Annotated in this window: 17 protein-coding genes and 1 tRNA gene; 8 read left to right on the forward strand and 10 right to left on the reverse strand. The window is 57.6% G+C overall.

All coding sequences use genetic code 11. From position 1 onward, the window contains the following. Positions 1–36 precede the first annotated feature (36 nt). From OZX71_RS01145 to OZX71_RS01160, 4 genes are all read right to left on the reverse strand, one after another. Entirely contained in the window at positions 37–213 is a 177-nt protein-coding gene (locus tag OZX71_RS01145) for a hypothetical protein (RefSeq protein WP_277145775.1), read from the reverse strand. Between the two features lie 338 nt (positions 214–551). Further along, complete coding sequence (locus tag OZX71_RS01150) at positions 552–1679, reverse strand: DUF805 domain-containing protein (protein WP_277160185.1); 1128 nt, start codon at positions 1677–1679, stop codon at positions 552–554. Positions 1680–2045: 366 nt separating this feature from the next. Then, positions 2046–2864: an ABC transporter permease subunit gene (locus OZX71_RS01155; RefSeq protein ID WP_277160186.1), complete on the reverse strand. Its 819-nt coding sequence runs from the start codon at positions 2862–2864 to the stop codon at positions 2046–2048. Positions 2865–3287: 423 nt separating this feature from the next. After that, a complete protein-coding gene (locus OZX71_RS01160) occupies positions 3288–4352 on the reverse strand; it encodes an ABC transporter substrate-binding protein (protein ID WP_277160187.1) in 1065 nt (354 codons plus the stop codon). Positions 4353–5213: 861 nt separating this feature from the next. Between OZX71_RS01160 and OZX71_RS01165 the strand changes: the two genes are divergently transcribed. The 6 genes from OZX71_RS01165 to OZX71_RS01190 all read left to right on the forward strand — a co-directional run bounded on the left by OZX71_RS01165 (position 5214) and on the right by OZX71_RS01190 (position 12122). Next, a complete protein-coding gene (locus OZX71_RS01165) occupies positions 5214–8240 on the forward strand; it encodes a hypothetical protein (protein WP_277160188.1) in 3027 nt (1008 codons plus the stop codon). Between the two features lie 132 nt (positions 8241–8372). After that, positions 8373–9851, forward strand: coding sequence for an FAD-dependent oxidoreductase (locus OZX71_RS01170; RefSeq protein WP_277160189.1), 1479 nt, complete (start codon positions 8373–8375; stop codon positions 9849–9851). A 330-nt stretch (positions 9852–10181) separates the two neighbouring features. Beyond that, the gene (htpX, locus tag OZX71_RS01175) at positions 10182–11138 is read left to right on the forward strand and encodes a zinc metalloprotease HtpX (RefSeq protein ID WP_277160190.1); all 957 of its coding nucleotides are present in this window, start codon (positions 10182–10184) and stop codon (positions 11136–11138) included. A 121-nt stretch (positions 11139–11259) separates the two neighbouring features. Continuing rightward, a tRNA-Gly gene (locus OZX71_RS01180) sits at positions 11260–11330 on the forward strand. Between the two features lie 247 nt (positions 11331–11577). Continuing rightward, on the forward strand, positions 11578–11847 hold the full coding sequence (locus tag OZX71_RS01185) for a hypothetical protein (protein ID WP_277160191.1): 270 nt from the start codon (positions 11578–11580) through the stop codon (positions 11845–11847). Continuing rightward, entirely contained in the window at positions 11844–12122 is a 279-nt protein-coding gene (locus tag OZX71_RS01190; RefSeq protein WP_277160192.1) for a hypothetical protein, read from the forward strand. Before OZX71_RS01185 ends, OZX71_RS01190 begins: the two co-directional genes overlap by 4 nt. Before the next feature lie 278 nt (positions 12123–12400). Here OZX71_RS01190 and OZX71_RS01195 read toward each other — a convergent pair whose 3' ends face one another. From OZX71_RS01195 to OZX71_RS01215, 5 genes are all read right to left on the reverse strand, one after another. Then, positions 12401–13300 carry a hypothetical protein gene (locus OZX71_RS01195; RefSeq protein WP_277160193.1) on the reverse strand — a complete coding sequence of 300 codons (900 nt, stop codon included), beginning with the start codon at positions 13298–13300 and terminating at the stop codon, positions 12401–12403. A gap of 385 nt (positions 13301–13685) precedes the next feature. Continuing rightward, positions 13686–14360: a hypothetical protein gene (locus OZX71_RS01200; protein ID WP_277160194.1), complete on the reverse strand. Its 675-nt coding sequence runs from the start codon at positions 14358–14360 to the stop codon at positions 13686–13688. 103 nt (positions 14361–14463) lie between these two features. Next, positions 14464–15300, reverse strand: a complete 837-nt coding sequence (locus OZX71_RS01205; protein WP_277160195.1) for a hypothetical protein — start codon at positions 15298–15300, stop codon at positions 14464–14466. 179 nt (positions 15301–15479) lie between these two features. Next, entirely contained in the window at positions 15480–15632 is a 153-nt protein-coding gene (locus tag OZX71_RS01210) for a hypothetical protein (RefSeq protein WP_277160196.1), read from the reverse strand. A 226-nt stretch (positions 15633–15858) separates the two neighbouring features. After that, positions 15859–16056: a hypothetical protein gene (locus OZX71_RS01215; protein WP_277160705.1), complete on the reverse strand. Its 198-nt coding sequence runs from the start codon at positions 16054–16056 to the stop codon at positions 15859–15861. A 162-nt stretch (positions 16057–16218) separates the two neighbouring features. Here OZX71_RS01215 and OZX71_RS01220 point away from each other — a divergent pair, with 162 nt between their 5' ends. Then, a complete protein-coding gene (locus OZX71_RS01220; RefSeq protein WP_277160197.1) occupies positions 16219–17196 on the forward strand; it encodes an alpha-L-rhamnosidase C-terminal domain-containing protein in 978 nt (325 codons plus the stop codon). Positions 17197–17347: 151 nt separating this feature from the next. After that, positions 17348–18871: a glutamate--tRNA ligase gene (gltX, locus tag OZX71_RS01225; protein WP_277160198.1), complete on the forward strand. Its 1524-nt coding sequence runs from the start codon at positions 17348–17350 to the stop codon at positions 18869–18871. A gap of 67 nt (positions 18872–18938) precedes the next feature. On the opposite strand, the gene OZX71_RS01230 is transcribed toward gltX, so the two are convergent. Further along, positions 18939–19094 carry a hypothetical protein gene (locus OZX71_RS01230; RefSeq protein WP_277160199.1) on the reverse strand — a complete coding sequence of 52 codons (156 nt, stop codon included), beginning with the start codon at positions 19092–19094 and terminating at the stop codon, positions 18939–18941. Positions 19095–19164 lie beyond the last annotated feature (70 nt).

The raw sequence follows: 19164 nt of genomic DNA on the forward strand, positions 1-19164 counted from the left end.
ATGAGCATCAACGCTCGATCTTTACTCGGCTGCTTTTCAATTCGTGCCGGCAGGGTTCATATCGGTCGGTCCCATGTATCCTTGCGCCGGTTCCCCGCCTGAGCCCGGTAACTCCGTCTTGCCGTCATGGCCGCCGCCGGGGCGCGTGTTCGCATCGAATGGCGGCTCCTTGAGAGTTGCATCTTTGAAGTCTCTGGTTGAATCTGTCATCATTGCTCTTTCCTTCTGGTCCGTCGCACACGTCGTAGTGCGCCGATTTGGCTCCAACAAGTGCCGGACGTATACAGGCTCGTGCTACCTATTGTAATAGGGCACACGGCAAATTTCTACGTGAGAATTATGTTTTTTCGTATAGTGATTTTTATTGCCACAATAGTTGTGGATTTGATGTTGACGCATTTGTATTGATGCATTGCAGACAATATCGTTTGGGGGCTCAAAATCGTTTTCAGGAAGCGATGTCAATCCATCTGTCCGTTAATGCGGAAGGCCCTCCGCACGCATAGGACGAAGGGCCTTCCGCATAACAACGATTTACCAACGGCTGCGATTTATCGATTGGAATCGTAACCATTGCCGACATTGCCGTTGCCGTTGCCATTGGCGTTGCCGTCGTTGTTCAGGTTTTCGTTTCCGAATCCCGAGGCGTGTGGTTGGTCGTACGGGGCTTGGCTTTGGCTCTGCTGGCCTGCACCATATTGAGGTTGTGCAGGGGTGCCGGCCTGCTGGTTGGCGTTTTGTTCATACGGATTGCCTGCGAAAGCTCCCGGTGTTGCCGCCTGATCGTATTGAGCATTCATCGGCATCCCCTGACTCATAGGGGCACCTTGATCCATCGGCGGCATGTACTGGCCTTGGACGCTGGCTTGCAAAGGCGGGTTTTCGTCGAAGCGTGCACCCTGCGGGTTGGGGCCCTGCACCATGAAGACGATGCCGACGATGAATCCGGCCAGCATGCAGAGCAGGAAAATGATCGCTCCTACGATCACCCCGCCCACGGCACCGGCACCGACTGTTCGGAGCAGGGCCTCGCTTGAATCCATGACCGAGCCGACCGACAATCCTGCGGCGATGGCCGTGAAGAAGAAGACAATGGCTCCGCCGATGACCAGGCCGTAAGGAAACAGGATCCACCAGCCGGATTTGTTGGTATCGTGCAGGCGTCGGATGTCTACGGCGAGGGTCGGCAGGAATACCGCCAGGTTCCAGATGGTGTCGAGGAAGGTGTCGTTCTTGTGGAACAGCGCCTGATCGATGATGTTCAGCACGATGGCGACGATGAACAGGAACAGCTGCGCCCACCAGAACTCGCTGCGGCTGGCGCGGCCGGAGAACTTGACGTATTTGAGGAAGAAACGCTTGACGGCATCGACGAACGAGCACCCGTAATAGGGCATGTTCAGCGGAACGGCCATTGAAGCGGCGAAATCGTTGGGATTCGGCCCTCCGTATGGCTGGGGCTGGTCCGGGGCGCCGGCTGGGAATGCCGGAGCGCCGCCTTGGTCTGTTGGCTGGTTGCCTGCATATTGGGGCGGAACGTTACCCTGCTCCGCTTGCGGGGCGCTGTATTGGTATTGCGGTGCCGAACCGGTTTGGGAGGTTCCGGAACCGGGCAGGGGAGGAAGGTTGCCGGCGAAATTCTGAGATTCGCCGGGCTGTGGCATTGCGGGTTGCTGCATCGTCGGTTGGACGAAGTTATCGCTTGATGGCTGGTCCGTCTGATATTGATATTGCGGTGCCGATGAAGTCGCAGCGGGGTTAAAGGAAGTGTTCGAAGGACTGTTTTCGCTATAGCCATTATACGGATTCTGATCCGCTGAAGCATTGCCTCCGTTTTGTTCAGAGCTTGTGTCGTTCATCGATTTCCTTTCGTTGAAGATCACTTTCAATATGCATTCACAGCTGGCGGATACCCACAGCATTCAGGAACATCGTGAATATATGGCCTCATACATATTCTCAGTCTAGCCCAGAGTATCGAGGTGGATACTTTACAGTCATTTTTGTTAAACAACCGGGATTTGTCCGGTTTTACAGGGTTTTTATCAGGTTTCGCTGTCATCCAGTGAGATCGCGTCATCCTCGTCGGCCGGGCCGAGTAGCAGGCGTTCGGCCAGCGAGACCAAGCCGAGCAGGATGCCGGTCAATGCGACCACGACGATGGCGGCGGAGAAGATCATCGCCGTCTGGAACGAGTTGAACGCGCCCTGCAACCATACGCCGAGGCCGTTGGTCGCGCCCAGATATTCGGCGGTGACGGCCGTGCCGAAAACGTAGGCGGCGCTGATGCGGATGCCGGAGAAGACCTGGCGCGCGGCGACGCGAAGTTTCACGTGGAACATTGTCCAGAGTTTTGTCGCCCCGCAGGTCAGCGCCACGTCCTGGTAGAAGCAGGGTACGGCGGCCAGCCCGCGTGAGGTGTCGACGGCGATGGAGAACAGGCCGAAAATGGCTACCAGCGTAATTTTGCCGACCGGGCTGAAACCGAACCAGATCATGAACAGCGGCGCGATGGTGATGATCGGGATGGTCTGTGCCGCCACGAGCAGCGGATAGATGGCACGGTTGGCGGTTTTTGAGGCATAAAGGCCGATACCGATGGCGATGCCGGCGATGACGGCGATCGCGAAGCCGGCCAGAGCCTCAACGGTGGTCACGGCCGTCGCCGCCATCAGATCGGGCCATGTGGCAATCATCGACGAGACGATGGCGGCGGGGGAGGCCAGCGTCGTCTCATTGACGAGGTGTGCGCTCGCCGCGGCCTGCCAGAGCACGAGTACCGCACCAATGGTGATGGTCGGCGGCAGGACTTTGCGCCACCACTGTTGTGCGGCATGGTGTTGGTGATGTGCCACAGAGTCCATGATCATCTCTCCTTCATTTGTCTTCATAGTATCTTGGTGCCACCAAGATGGCTGTTTTTCGTCAATTGGGGGTTAATTCTTCGATATTTGGGGTGCTTGGTGCACCAAGACCCCCATTTTTGAGCAAATTGCTCTGATTTCTTCGATAATCGGGGTACTTGGTGGCACCAACGCCGTTGAATTCAGAGAATTTGGGGCACAATCTATGGAATAGAGGGTGCTCGGTGGCACCAACATCGTTATTCGGGCGCGCAAATTTTGTATTGTCGCTTGCAATGAGCTGTGAGCATGCATTATGAGCAGTTTCTGGGTTGTGCAGGAAGGAACTTGCTCGATGGCGTGAGCTTTTTGAGTATCGGCTCCTTCATTCCACGCACTTGCTGGTTGCGATCCCAGTGCTCCCGAAGTTCTGCAGAGGCTATCTCATTGCACATACTTGTTGGTCGAAAGCTCGGTGGCCTGAGGCGCATAGGGAAGTTTCTTCTCGTGCAAGCCGGTGTAGGTGCCGGCGTGGTATTGGAAGTCCAGATACTTTTGGCCGTCTGCGGTGTTGACGGTGCCGGTGAGCTTCTGATTAGGCTTGCCGGAGGTCGTCTCGTCGCCCATGCCGTTGCCGCTCCAATAGCCTTCGCGCACCACTTTTTCCATGGAGGCGCGGGCGAGTTTCGGGTCGAGGTGCGAGGTCTTGGTTTGGCTGACGAGGATGTCGGCGGCTTTGTCCGGGTGGGCCAGTGCGTAGTCGTATCCGCGTCGTGCGGCCTTGAGGAACTTCTTGAGATTGGCGGTGTTCTGGGGATTCTTCAGCCAGGAGTTCTTCACCGCGAAGCCGAGCTGGTCGGGGTTGCCGGGCACGCCCCACTTGTCGGCGGCGAAGCAGTTCAGGGCCGGCCCGTTGAGCTGTGACTCCACTTCCTCCCAGTTGGCGTAGAAACCGGCGAAATCGCCTTTGCCGCTGGTGAGTGTGCGGAAGGTGTTGGTGCCTGCCGTTGCGGTTTTGAAGTCGCCGGAACCGCCGGCGTAGCGGATCATCTGACGCACCGAAGCGCTCTGCTCGGCCGAACCGAAGGTGACAAAAGTCTTGCCTGCGAAGTCCTTGGGTGTTTTGATATCGTTGCGGTTCTTCAGGCTGCACCAGCGGGCGATCGGCTTTTGCGTCAGGTCGAAGACGAGCTTCAAGTCGGCACCATGCGCGTCGGCGTTGGCGAGGTCGGTCAGTTTGGAAAAGCCGATATTGGCCACCCCGTTCTGCACGCTGGTCTCGGCGCCGGCCTGGGCGGTCGGCAGGATTTTCACATTGATGCCGGCGTCCTTGAAATAACCGAGCTGCTGGGCCACATACAGGCCGACATGGTTGGTGTTCGGTGTCCAGTCGAGCATGAAGGTCAGGGTCGGCTTGCCGTTGGAGCCGGCCGTGCTGCCGCTGTTGCCGGACGCGTTGCCGCAGGCTGCCGACGAAAGTCCGAGCGCGAACGTCGCGATGATTGCCAAGATTGTTCTGACTGCCGTACTCGCCTGCTTGCCTTCGCGTCGGTTTTGATTCGTTCGTTGCCGGAAGTTGCGATCGGGTGTGGCCGTGTTATGGCCGACACTTATAGAAGTATGGCGCCGAAGCTCTGCCCGCTTCAGGATATTGCCGAAAAACCGCGAAAAACCTCTGTTGTTGCTCACCGTGAATCACCTTGCCTGTGTATTGCGGCCCGAGGCGACGCATGCGGAAAGGTGAGGAGTCCGCGCGACGAATCAGACCGATGCCGGGTGTGGAACGGAGCATATCGCGATGCCGTTTTCATACCCTTGCGTGTACTGGATTATCGTCTTGGCGCAGCTGCTGCCACCAACCGCGCGAACATTGCTCAGTATAGCCGCAAGGGTTCGCAAGAGGTCCACGACATATAATTCGTGATAACCAAAGCTATTGCTGATGGCTGAATGAAACGATTTATGAAGTTCATGTGACGGCTCAATTTCTCTTTAATGTGCGTCGTGTGCCATTCTTGTTGCTCAAGTTGTTGCGCTGTTGGAGTTTCGAGCAAACCTGCTGTTGCCAGTCGCAAGAACGTTTTTATGGGGTCGAAGTGGGTTTTTGAAAACCTGGCGGACGAGGTGTTTGCCTGTAGATTTTTTAAGACAGTGCGCCCTGTTTAGTTTTTACCCGACAGAATGTTGTATAACGTTTGTCCTAAAAGTATGGCAATATTATCGTGTTAGATAGGCATATGCTGCGAAGGTGTGGTAAGTACTTCCACGGGGGAAGTGGTTGAAAGTTGTGGCACCGATAGAGGGGCATATAATACGATGAAGATGTATTACTGGAGGTAAGCGGTGCGTAGTAAAGTCTGGCGTGTTGTTATGGCGTCGGTATGCGTCGCCGCAGGCCTTTTCAGCGTGGTCCCGGCAGGTGCGGCATCTCCGACAAAGTCGGCCTCGGCTCCGGTTTCTTCGAGTGTTGCGCAAGATAAAGGGCACAGTGCGGGTTCTTCCAGTGTTTCCGCTGCGAATTCCGGCTCATCGCCTTCTCTGCGTTCAGACAAGGCGGCTGTATCCGGCGAATCCGTGGGCACGACGAATACGAAGGTGTCTGCGCCGTCAAATCTGGCTGGTAATCCAAGGAATGGCACGGCCGCGTCTTCTCCAGAAGGGGCTGCGTCAACGTCGGCTAAGGGGAGCGGCAAGGTCTCGACGCAAGGTACGGGAGATACGTGTCTGACGGTTTCGTTTGACGGCAAGGGCGCTATGGGAGTGCCGGCCAGCGTCACCGGTCGCATCGATGGCGCCGGCATGTGCCTTGTGCAGATTCCCGAGTCCACGGGCATGACGCCCGCCAGCTCGGACCAGTCGTTCCGCGGATGGTCCGCGAGCGCCTCCGCCACCACGGCGGATACCGCCTATGACCCGGGCAGCCACCAGTACGATCCTTCGACGCTGACGGGCAACGCGCTCACGCTGTACGCCGTCTGGCGCACCACGCCCGCACCCACCGACGTCAAGGCCGCCTACCACCACGCCAGCGACACCGTGACCGTCTCCGGCAACGCCGACGACCTCGACGACCATTACGGCACCGTGACCGTCTGCGCCGACGTCGCGGCGGACTCCACCTCCTGCAAGCCCAGCGGCATCCGGGTGAGTGCGGTCTTCCCCGACCCGAGCGATTCCGGCAAGCTCGCCGTCACGGCCACCGCCAACCGGCTCAGCACCACCGATCTGACCTGGGCGGGCGCGCTGGTCTGCCCGGTCGACACCCCGTTCCCGAAATTCAATGCCGGCAATCCCGACAACGCCAAATGCTCGAATATCGAGATACTGACCAACGGCGGCAGCGGCGGCTTCGGCACCAACGTGGACGGCTTCTCCATCGGCGGGCGTTACAACACCAATGACCACACATATACGACCATCGACAGCGATTTCAAGAACGGCTCCGGCTCCTACGATGTCTGGATGTTCACGCGCAGCCGCAACTGGGAAGTCATCAGCACGCCGCAGCGCGTGGCCCACGGCTACCAATACACCGCCCCGCAGTCCTTGTCGGATTCGGGTTCCAAGGCGAGTACGAAGTCCGCTTCCCGCGCCTCGTCTTCAGTCGCCGCGACGCCATTCTCGTCCGGTGCCGTCTCGACGCGCTCCGGCCCCATCGTTTCCAAGGCCCAGGAAGTGAGGGTTCAGGGCGCGGGAAGCCAGCCATGGAGCGTCACCTTCTCGGCGACCGATTTCATCGGCTGGTACCCCCGCGACGCCTCTTATTATCTCTCCTCGTTCCTCACGCTCGGCGGCGGCTACCACACCACCGTCGCCACCTCGAAGGTGACCAGGAAGTCGGACGTGCTGCCATGGGTGCAGGTCAATCTCGACAGCAACAGCGCCAACGGAGGGCCCGCCGCGTCTCTCTCGCCCCTTTACGGGTTCGTCGACGGCGGCAGTGGCAGTTCCACGCTCACCTTGCCCGGCGCGGCCGCCATGCCCGCGGTCGCCAGGAAGATCCTGCTCGGCTGGAGCGCCGACCCGAAGGCCGGATCGTCGTCCGGCAATATCTACGCGACAGGCAAACAGGCGATCCGATCCACCGACGGCGCCGCCTCGCCTTCCGGCCATGGCACCGTCCTCACCCTCTATGCGATATGGGGCGACCCACCCAAGCCCTACGATATGGAAATCCACTACCATCGCTCCACCGACACGGTGGACGTGACCGGCAAGGTGGACACCGGCAACGATTCCGATGGCGTCATTTCCGTGTGCATGACCAGCGAGGGCGGTTCGAACGCCTGCGAGAACGATTCGGGCGTCAGGGTCGACAAGATGAAGGTCGACCCTGACGACCGCGGCAGGATCGCCATCACCGGCACGGCCGACAGCCTCACGACCGGTGTGCAGGGCACTTGGGTGCAGGCATTGGTCTGCCCGGCCGGCTCGCCGTTCCCGAATTTCCCCAACTACGGCGAGACCAGCAATCCGGACAATCCGCTGTGTTCGAACATCGAGATGCTCACCGAAAACAGCAACGACGGCAAATTGCACAGCATGGGCATAACCGACAAGCGCAACGGATTCAGGATCGGCGGCCATTTCGATCCTGGTTCCAGGGTTGAAGACCAGGAGTGGACCACTTCCGACAGCGATTTCAAGAACGGTCCCGGTCTTTATGACATCTGGATCTATCGTCGTGATCAGCACTTCGAGTACAAGGACAAGCCAATCAAGCTGATTTCCAAATATGGCTATCCCGAACACAGCGAGGAGACGTCCGGCACCGACAACATGTACGTCCAGCTGCATGGCAAGGGCGTGCAGGACTGGAAGATCTCCTACCCGCGGGAGACCTTCATCGCCAAATTCCATATCGGTTCTGAACATCATCTGATCGTGCGTCTGAACGTCGGCGGTATCGCCTCCGATCCAGCCAATCTGGATGGTACGTTGCCTTGGCTCAAGGCGACTTTCGACGCGAATGCGGCTCACAACGGTTCCGGCACCCCGCCTGGCGAGCTCAGGGCGCTGATCGACTACGACGAGAAGAACGGGCTGATCACGCTGCCTGGCCAGGGCGATATGCAACTGACGCAACCCGACAAGTTCGACCTCCTCGGATGGAACAGGGATTCGGGCGCTAAGGGAGCAGGCAAGGACGACAAACGGCCGAAGCATGATGTGGCCAACGACCTGTGGACCGATGCCGACGCCTACTTCGACCAGAGCGGCACCGCCACGGAGACTGACGTCACCCTATATGCCATCTGGTTCAGGCGGGGTTCCGTCCTTCCCTTCACCGGCAGGTCGCCGCGGATGCTGGTGCTGCTGGCGGCGTTGCTCGGCATCTCGCTGATGGTGCTTGCCGTCACGCATGTGCTGCGCGATCGCTTCACCAAGAGCCGCTGAATTTACGGCGAGTCCTGGGTGCTCCGGGCGTTCTGAATGGTCTGGCTTTCCGGCCGCGTAATGTCAGGTGTACAGGTTGTTCGAATGGCGCAAGCTCTTTCGTGGTCGGGCTGGTTGCGATAATCTAGAGACATGAGTGAAAACAACAGCAACGAACTCCGCATCGCCGTCGTCGGCGCCGGCCCTGCGGGAGTCTATTCATCCGACATCTTCCTGCGCGAGCTGAAGAAGAAGGCCGCCGACCTCGGGCTGCCCGACCACGCTCGTATCGACCTGTTCGAGAAGCTGCCGGTGCCGTTCGGCCTGGTGCGCTACGGCGTCGCCCCCGACCACCCGGCCATCAAGTACATCGCCGATGCGCTCGAGAAGACGCTTGATAATCCTGATATCCATTTGTATTGTGATGTGGAGTTCGGCCGCGACTTGAAGCTCGACGACCTGATGCCGCGCTACGACGCGGTGCTTTTCGCCACTGGCGCAGTGGCCGACCGTCCGCTGACCATCCCCGGAGCCGACCTCGACGGCGTGCACGGTGCCGCGCGGTTCGTGGAGTGGTACGACGGCTATCCGACCGGCGCTCGCACTTGGCCGCTGGATGCGCAGAAAGTCGCGGTCATCGGCGGCGGTAACGTGGCGATGGACGTTTCGCGCGAACTGATGCGCCGCGCCGATGACTTGAAGGCCCGCACCGATATCCCCGACAATGTCTACGAAGGCATCAAGGGCAACGCGGCCCGCGAGTTGCACCTCTTTATCCGCCGAGGCGTCGCGCAGGCCAAGTTCAGCGTGCAGGAGCTGCGCGAGCTCGAGAAGCTGCCGGGCGTACAGATCATCATCAACGAGGACGACTTCGACCTCGACGAGGCCACCATCGAGCAGGCCGGCAAAGACAAGCTCACCCGCCAGATGGTCGAGGAGCTCTACGCCATTCGCGATATGGCCGAGGATATGCAAGACGACGGCGGCGTCGATTTCGAAGGCAACCCCGCTACCAAGAAGTATTACATGCACTTCAACTCCGCGCCTACCGAGGTTCTGGGCGAGGGCGGCAAGGTGGTCGGCCTGCACGTCGAGCACACCGAGACCGGCGCGGACGGCGTGATGCGCCACACCGGCGAATTCACCGACTATCCGGTTGAGGCCGTCTATCACGCCATCGGCTACAAGCCGGCGAGCGTGCCGGGCGTGGCCTACGACGAGCAGCGCAGCGTGCTGGCCAACGAAGACGGCCGCATCCTCGCCGAGCCCGCGTTCACGGCCGAAACCGGCAAGAGCACCGTTCGCCCGCGCCTTTACGCCACGGGCTGGGCCAAACGTGGGCCGGTCGGGCTCATCGGTTCCACCAAGTCCGACGCGTTGCTGATCGTCGGCAACATGCTCGAAGACCTCTCCAAGGTCGAAGACGCCGACGGGGCCGGCAAGGGCTGCATCGCCGCCGACCGCGATCCCGAGTCCATCGACCGCCTGCTCGCCTCGCGCGGCGTCAAGCCCATCGACTTCGCCGGCTGGAAGAAGGTCGACACCTACGAGCGTGCCGAGGGCGCGAAGGAAGGTCGCGAGCACAAGAAAGTCATCGACCCCGACCAGCTGCGTGCGCTCGCTCAAGGCTGAGCGCGGCGACTACTCACCGGCGAAGGGCGGCTGCAGCACTAGTGTGCTGAGGTTGCGGGCTATTCGCTGATCGCATCGGCGTCAGGTTTCCACGTGAAGCTTGGCGCCGTTCGCGTGCTCGCTCCTATATGGAGAAATGATGGATGCGATGAAAATCAGTATTTTACCCATGTTTTCGTGAGTATGCTCGCATGTTCGATTGAACATGCGATGATAATCAGCATTTCGGTGCCGTTTTCTTGATTTTCATCGCAGCTTCGAAATTGTGAATGCTGCGCGAATCAGCACGCGTTCAGCGAAAATACAGGCTGATTCGTTAGGCTTTGGTGTATGGGCGGCAAGATTAAAGTACACGGCCACTTGAACGGTCTTAAAACCACATTGCTTTTCGCGGTGATGTGGGCCATCATCATGCTTATTTGGTGGCTTACCGGTGCCAGCCGTGACACGCTCATTTACTACATTTTCATCGGGCTGGCTTCGACCTTCATCTCCTATTGGTTCTCTGACCGCATATCCATTGCTTCGATGGGCGCGCAGCAGGTCTCGGAGCAGCAGGCGCCCGAGCTTTACCGCATCGTGCGCGAACTTTCCGCACGCGCCGGCAAGCCGATGCCGCGCATTTACATCGCGCCGACCATGAGCCCGAACGCGTTCGCCACCGGCCGAAACGAGCGTCATGCCGCCGTATGTTGCACGCAGGGCATTCTACAGATCCTGAACGAGCGAGAGTTGCGCGGTGTGCTCGGCCACGAGCTGATGCACGTCTATAACCACGACATCCTCACCTCCGCCGTGGCCAGTGCGATGGCGACGGTAATCACGTATCTGGGTTACATGCTGATGTTCTTCGGCGGCGGGCGAGATAACGACGACCGTGATTCCGGGATTTTCGGGCTGCTTGGCGTGGCGCTTAGCTCAATTCTCGCGCCGATCGGCGCCTCGCTGATTCAGCTGGCGATTTCCCGAACCCGCGAATACGACGCGGATGAAGACGGAAGCAAACTCACCGGCGACCCGGCAGCGCTTGCCTCGGCCCTCAATAAGATCACGTCCGGAGCGGTCGCCAACCCGATGCCGCAGACCGCCGGCACCCAGTCCGCCGCCGCGATGATGATTGCCAACCCCTTCTCCGACGAGGGCTTCAGCCGTCTCTTCTCCACGCATCCACCGACCCAGGAGCGTATCAATCGCCTGATGCAGATGGCTCAGGAAATGCAGGGTGTAGGTGCCGGGCCACGGGGCGACCGGCTGGGTTCAGAGGGCCCGGCGCAGGTCGCTTATTAAACGCGTCGCTCGTCGTTGCCAATCGGTACTCGAAGTCGTCGATGAATCTTATGGCGCGTGCCTTCGCGCCTGTGTGCTAAACTTTCCTTTTGTATGTGCTTGTGAACACAGGTACATTACTGCGGATGTAGTTCATCGGTAGAATGGAAGCTTCCCAAGCTTCAGAGGCGGGTTCGACTCCCGTCATCCGCTCTTTCAATGTCAATGAAGTCTCCTGAAATTCTTGATTTATCAACATCTGTGATTCAAATAAATTGCAGAAATTACTATGATTTTGTTAAATTGTTGCTGATCTGTTGCTGATTTTGTTGTTGGCTATTCGGCTCCGTCTTCTGGTGTCTGAGCATTATTCGCATCGCTCTCACATTTGTCCTTCTTTCTGCGTGATGTGTTCGTGATACGCTTACTGTTTCGTATTCTCTCATGTATGCTGTATGGTATGCGTATCATCATCCATCCACATGCCAGGACCCACGGGCTGAGTGACCGACAGATCATCTCGGCTTTCGAGACGGGTGTGTCGGGTGCGACGATCAGGTATCGGGATCGCGCCAGTGAGCCACCGAGGTGGGCGACGGTCGGTTTCGATGGTCAAGGCCGGCGTATCGAGCTGGTCTTTGTTCGTCTGGTCGACGGCACGCCGCTTGTCATCCACGCGAACCATGCCACCAAGGGCTTTATTGACGAAATCAGAAAGGGGAGGTCATGAGCCAGAAATTTATAGCTGACAACGGCACCGTCATCACCGACGAGATGGTCGACCAGTGGGCGCAGGAAGCCGAAAACGGCTTCCAAGGCGCTGAGATCAGGCCGTTCGAGGGACGTGCCTGGGAGGTCAAGAGCGAGCCACTGAAACCTCGTACCATCCGTGTGAGCGATTCGGTGTGGGGGCTGGTCGAACGCCAGGCCAAGGTGATGGGGGTTAGCGTCAGCGAATACGTGCGCCGCAACCTTATCAATGGCCTCACGCCGCAGAAGGCGTAACTTTCTGCCTTTTCGGGGCTCACCGGTATGGCCGTCCGTGTCTTTTGCAAGGTGCGGACGGCCGTTGTTTTGTTGTCACTTGGCCTTGCCGTTTTGGGCGGTGGCGTGTTCGCGGTGTAGCCGCACGCTGATGGTGCAATTTGCGCCGCCGATGATGACGTTGAGGGTGAGGCCGATGCGGTCGAGAATGGCCAGCGCTCGGTCGGTGTCGCCCCGGTCCTAGACGTGGCGACACCGCAACCTTGGCAGTGCTTCAAGCAGTTGATAAAAGCCGCTTGCTAATTCCGATTTGCCATTTGAGCGATTTCCCGAATCGCATCAGCAATTTTCGCTGCATCTTTGTCGTCTTGGGCCAGTTCGACTGTACGGTGAATCATGGCTTCGGCGCTGATGCTTTCAGAGCTGTATATGTCATCGTCGCAAAGCAATTCGGTACTGATCATCTCGTTGTAATAGCTACGGGAGAAGTATGTGGTGGAGATGGTGAAACACGGTTGTCCGTTCTCCGTCGTGTCCTTCTTTGCCAGAATGATGAGTCTGCTGGTGAAGTCGTCGAACTCGTCTGAGTCGTCGCATTGATCAGGATTGCTTTTACTGCTGATTTTGTGGCTGGAAGACGGTATGGCTATTACGGCTCCATTGCCAGTGGAATCCGCGTCGAGGATGCCTGTCGGATTACTGAGGAGATTGTGTACGATCTTGACGGCTAATGACTCTGTATCTGGAGATGATGCATGGTTTCTTGTGACTTCTTCGACGGCTTCCTTGAAACTTTCTCCCGGATTGATGGCCTTTGTGTCGGCGCTTGCGGTGAATTCGTCGAATAGGTTCACTAAGCCGTAGACGGTTGCTGCCTCGCCTTCTGGTATGTCGAGTTTTTCGAAAAACATCGGGAGTTCAAGGTCATCGGCATATATACCGGGGTTTTCCTCAATTGAACCGTCATCGTATTCATACCCGATTAAGCCATAATCTTTTCGAAGCGATTCTTTTTCTTCGGCTGTTTCGAGAGCTGCCGTGCTTGTGACGAGTACGGCGCTCCTTCGGCCTTGCTCGTTCATGCCGTTGTAGATGACAAGAACGCCTGTGGCGTTGGCGTCCTCGACTGTGCCTGTGTAATTGCCGCAATCCCAGCCTTTGACGGTATGAATGGTATTCCTAACGGTAGTATCAGCCATCAGTTGGGTCCGGAGTTGCTTGATTTCGGTTTTCCATCCGTGTGTTGGCGATAAGAACCTAAGCTGCTCGGGTTCGGTTGAGGTGAAATCTTTGATGGCATCAACCACAGCAGCCGCGGTGGCGTTATTGACAGGCCATTTTTTTGAGGCACTTGGCTGTAGCAACGGAAGGGGATGGATCTGGCCTGGTTGGTATTCTCCCCATAGGGCCTATGGGCGCATCGGTGGGTAGGTTGTTGATTCCCCTTGTGTCGGTTTGATACAAGCAGTACACCTTGGCACCAGTCATTGTCGTTTCAACGGTGCCGAAAAGGACATTGCGATAGTTTGCCATCATGTAGTGATCTCCTCAAAGTACAGGTTTGCTGGTGGGATTGTGATGTCACTAATAAACGGATTCGGATTCGTCATCAAAGTATGATGCATTGTCGTTCTCTTCGTTTTGTTGGTAAGGTCCAAAGAGGGTGACCAACAGGTTCCCGGCGCGTGTGACGTCTGCATCCAAGATGTTTGCCCGTGGTTTTTGCAGCCAGCGTACTACGTTGGCATTGATGGATCGCGCGTCGGACGGAGAGGTCGGAGTGGGCAAATCGGGGCTGGCCTTTTTGATGATTCCGGTCAGGGTGTTGAGATCGTCTTCGGAGAGAGCAGCCAGGTTTCCGTCCCAACCATCGAATTTGAGGTTCAAGGATATGAACTCGATATTCATTGAGTCGAGTTTGAGCATCGCTGGATCCTGAACCCGAAAACGTTCACCGCACAGATTCACGAAGAGTTTTGTCACTGTTAAACCGGTAGGGTTACTAGGAGTTGTAAGGTTTGTATCTGAAGGGGTTTCGGTGCTGGCTGTTGCTGGTTCGGTGAATGGATCTGAATGCGGTTCTGATGTGGGAAGTGGACGACTGTAACTGATGAGCAAGGCGCTCCTATTGCCTTGCTCATCCATGTCGCTGAAGATGATGAGTACGCCATCTTGCTGTGCGGTGACAGCGTGAACGCCGTTTGTGTTAGCGGCATTGCCGATTAGTGTTTGCGGAGTGGATCGGCGAGTTGAGTCCATTGTGCGACGTCGGCTGAAGCGTCCATGATTATCTTCTGTTTATGTATGACCAAATCGGTGTGTTTCTTTGTTGCAAATTCTTTAGACCATGCCGCTTGGCGTGTCAGCGGTGGCGCAGGTTGTTGATGGAGTTGGTGATGCTGGACCCTGCCGCATTGACCGCGCCGGTGATGCTGGCCCCTGCTGCGCTGACCGCGCTGGTGTTGCGGTCGACCGATCCGGCCACCTGGCTGCCGGCGAAGATCGTCGCGCCGATCTGCATGACGGACAGCGCGTTGTTGACCTTTTGCAGGGCGATTTGCTGCTGCTGATTGTCTTCCATGCGCATCTCGTGCATGTGGGTCTCGTAGAGGTTGATGGCCGATCCCAGCGTGTCGGCGCGTCCCAAGCGGACGGCCTGGCTCATGAAGCTCGCGGCTTCGGCGGTGCTGTATTCCTGCGGGTACCAGGGCGCGACCCGTTGCGCGTAGGCCTGCCTCACCGAGACGAGGTCGCGCTGGGCCGCTGCCATCTGCGCCTGACGGTCCTGCTCGCAGCGTTTGAGCGTTGCCTCCGCCTTCGGTGCGTTCTTCTTGTGGATCATGTTGCCGGCGAGATAGCCCGAGGCGATGCCGACGGCAATACCTATTAATATCAATGTGTAATAGATTGCCGCACCGGGTTCCTTGCCTGAATGAAGGATTTCGTAAATGCCGCTCAGCAGCATGTTGACAATAGGGGCGATGATTATTACGAACGCCAGGAAGACCGCCAAGCCGATGCAGAAGGCTTTCCAGCCGCCGTGCTTCTGCTTCAGCTCTTTCTGGGCCGGTGCCACCAGCGGGGACACCGCCGAAGCCGTTTCAAGTCGCTGGCTGCTGTCCACGGCGGCGGTGAATAGGTTTGCCGCGTCTGCGAGGCCCTCCGCCAACGCTGGTCCTGTCGGTGCTGGTTGAGTCATTTTTCGCTCCCCTGACGCTGTTCCGTCGTGGAATGGCATCCCTTTTTAAAGAACTCTTACAGAGCGTAAGCATAATGGTGATGTGAGACACATACTGGCTATTTGATGCATAAAACAGACAGCGTCGGATCAGTGTTGAGAAGACGAGACAGGCCCATCGGGTGTGCACTGCGACCGGGTCAGGCGAAGAAGTCGCGCATGTCGCAATCGAGCGCCTTGGCGAGGGTGTAGAGGGTGGAGAGCTTCGGTGACCGCTGGCCCTGCTTGCGGCGCAGGTCACGGACACGGCGCCTCATGCCGTTGAGCATGTCTTTGAAACCGGGAGTTAGCATGCTTCTGATTCAAGGGCAGGTTCACTGATAAGATCACAAACAGAGCGTTAGCATTTTTGATCAGCGATGTAACGCAATATATTGGTCGTGTCTTGAGGAGCTTTCAACGGTATTTTACAGAAAATGTTGCTGATTTGTTGCTGAGAACTAATTCTGGCAATGGTGTAGTGGGTTAAAATGTTGGTTTTTCAACGTTTTATAAGGGTTATTGACCAAAAACGTGTCTCTAGTTGGTGGCGTTGGGGTATCTGGTGGCGGTGCGTCCGGTCGTCCCGTCGGAGGCCTGCCCGTCCTTGGAGAACAGCCAGATCAGGCCCTTCTCCAGGTCGGCCGCCCTGTTGTCGCGTTTCTGGGTGGACGAGGCGCCGCAGCGGCCGCACCGCCACCGGATCCTGCCTGAGCTGTTCCGACCGTTCCGTTTCATCGTGTTGCCGCACGCGGCTCATACCGGGTTGTTCATGACCTCCATGGAACACGGTCAACTCGAACACAGCCAAGACCAGACGGGAGAACGCCTTACGCGCCAGAACGGACACGTTTTCTGGCCAATAACTCCATATATTACATTGCGCTTTTATATGATCATATGATGTATTTTGGCAATCGGGTTTTACTGCGTCGCAATATGCGCGTTGTCGATCGTATCCTTGGGTTCTTCCATAAGAACTTGGATGAAAACGGGCTGGTCGCAAGAATAGGGAATATGGGTACGGACGGCTCTCATTGGTCATTTGTTGATTGGGCGCCTGAGTGGGATTCGACTCGTGGCGTGCCGCCGGCCTTTGCATCGGGACCATTGACGCAGGAAAGTCTGATGTATGTCTGGGGATTACAGCTGGCTTCACGGATTGACGACTATTTGGGAATCGATGATAAGGCACGACAATATCGCCAATGGGCAAAGGATACGCAACGAGCGGTCAATGCCCATTGCGTCAATGCGTCCGGTCTTTACACCGACGGGCCGGGATCTTCCGATGTGAGCCAGCATTGTCAGGTCTTTGCTGCATTGACGGATACCTGTGATGTTGAGCGTGCCAGGAAATGTCTGGAAACAACTTTGGACTTTCCGCATCGTTACGCGCAATGTTCCGTTGCGATGTCCTTATATCTTTTTGAGGCATTGGAAAAGGTGGGTTTGTATTCACGTACCAAGCGACTTTGGAAACCATGGAAGGATATGCTTGCGAATCATCTGACCACCTGTGCCGAAAGCAATGATGAGCCTCGTAGCGATTGCCATGGCTGGTCTGCTCTTGCGTTGCATGAGTTTCCGTCTGCCATATTGGGGGTTAAGCCCGGTGCCCCCGGTTTCCGAACCGTCCTGATTGCGCCTCATTGGCTGGGCTTGAATGATGCAAGCGGAAGTGTGGCTACGAATATGGGCCTCGTTCATGTTTCATGGTCGATTCGGGTCGAGGGGCGTACCAAAGTGGCCGACGTGCGTTGCGTCGTACCTAGAGGCATGAAGGTCATTTTCCGGCAACCTGGAGATCCCGAGGTTCAGAAAACCGTATTCAGGTATCAGTATTCGGATTCTGGGCGGTTGCCTCTGGGTGATTGATGCTCTCCATACATACGTGTTGTTTCCCGGTTCGCGAAGTTGTTGCTATATGATTTTCGATTCTTATGGCGTTTCTTGGCGGCTGTTATTTGTGATACTTTTGTTACCCGGATTTTGCCTTCACGTCAATCACGCGCGGCATAATGGAGTTATGACTGAAAACGCAACTGATTCTAGACCTGAACTGCCCAAAGACGTTCGTGTTCGCTTCTGCCCGTCGCCCACCGGCACCCCGCACGTCGGCATGGTGCGCACCGCCCTGTTCAACTGGGCCGAGGCGCGTCACACGCACGGCACCTTTGTCTTCCGCATCGAAGACACGGACAACGAGCGCGATTCCGAGGAAAGCTACAACCAGATCATCGAGGCCCTGAACTGGCTTCATATCGACTGGGACGAGGGCATCAACGTCGGTGGTCCTGACGGCCCGTACCGCCAGTCCGAGCGCGGCGATATCTATAAGGACGTCGCCCAGAAACTGCTCGACGCCGGCTTCGCCTACGAATCCTATTCCACCGCCGACGAGATCGAGGCGCGCAACGTCGCCGCAGGCCGTCCCAAGGCGTTCGGCTACGACGGCTACGACCGTAACCTGACCGAGGAGCAGAAGGCCGCTTTCCGCGCTGAGGGCCGTAAGCCCGCGCTGCGCGTGAAGATGCCCGACGAGGACATCGCCTTCGACGACCTCATCCGCGGCCACATCGAGTTCAAGGCCGGCTCCGTGCCCGATTACGTTATCGTGCGCCCCAACGGCGACCCGCTCTACACGCTCACCAACCCGGTCGATGACGCGCTCATGCGCATCAACGTCGTGCTGCGTGGCGAGGACCTGCTGAGCTCCACGCCGCGTCAGGTCGTGCTCTACCGCTACCTCATCAAGCTCGGCATTGCCAAAGAAATGCCGCTGTTCGGCCATATGCCCTACGTCATGGGCAAGGGCAAGAAAAAGCTCTCCAAGCGCGACCCGGAGTCCAACCTCTTCCTGCATCGCGACAACGGCTTCATCCCCGAAGGACTGCTCAATTATCTCGCGCTGCTTGGCTGGTCGATCGCGCCCGACCGCGACGTGTTCAGCATGGACGAGATGGTCGAGAAGTTCGACATCCGCGACGTCAAGGCCAACCCGGCCCACTTCGACATCGACAAGGCCATCTCCATCAACGCCGAGCACATCCGTATGCTTGGAGTCCAGGACTTCCTCAACCGTTCCGTGCCCTACCTGCACCGCGACGGCGTGGTCTCCGCCGATTCGTGGGATAAACTGACCGACCGTGAGCGCACGATCCTGACGGCCGCTGCGCCGCTGGTCCAGCCGCGTGTGCGTCTGCTGGGTGAGGTCTCCGGCATGGCCGGCAGCCTTCTAAGCGAGGCCGAATACATTGAGCCTTCCGACGACGCTCGGAAGACACTCAAGGATTCCGCGCCCGAGGTACTCGACAAGGCCATCGCCGCGCTTTCCGATGTCGCCAAGGCCGATTGGAAGACCGACAACCTTCATGAGACGCTCAACAAGGCGCTGGTCGAGGACGGCGGTTTCAAGCCGCGCCTGGCGTTCGGCCCGGTGCGCGTGGCCATGTCCGGCCGCCGCGTCTCCCCGCCGCTCTTCGAATCCATGGAGATCGTCGGCAAGCCGTTGACGCTCGCCCGTCTCAAGGGCCTCAAGCAGCACCTGTAAAGCCGTGTCGCTTGCGACTTCCCGCTAGGAAGCCGACCACAAAAGTCCGTTTACCAGCGTCAATCTGCTAAATGCGCATTGTTGCTGCTGGTAAACGGATTTTTGGTGTGTTTAAGGTGCGGTTTCCAGCATCACTCTGCTTGGCGTCCATGTTGCTGCTGGTAAACGGACTTTTGCGGGTGGTTGTGTGCTGTTTTCCAGCATCGCTCTGTTTGGCGTCCATGTTGCTGCTGGTAAACGGACTTTTGCGTGCGGTTATGTGCTGTTTGCCAGCATCAAGCCCAGATCTCGGG

The sequence above is a fragment of the Bifidobacterium sp. ESL0764 genome (assembly GCF_029395515.1).
GTDB lineage: Bacteria > Actinomycetota > Actinomycetes > Actinomycetales > Bifidobacteriaceae > Bifidobacterium.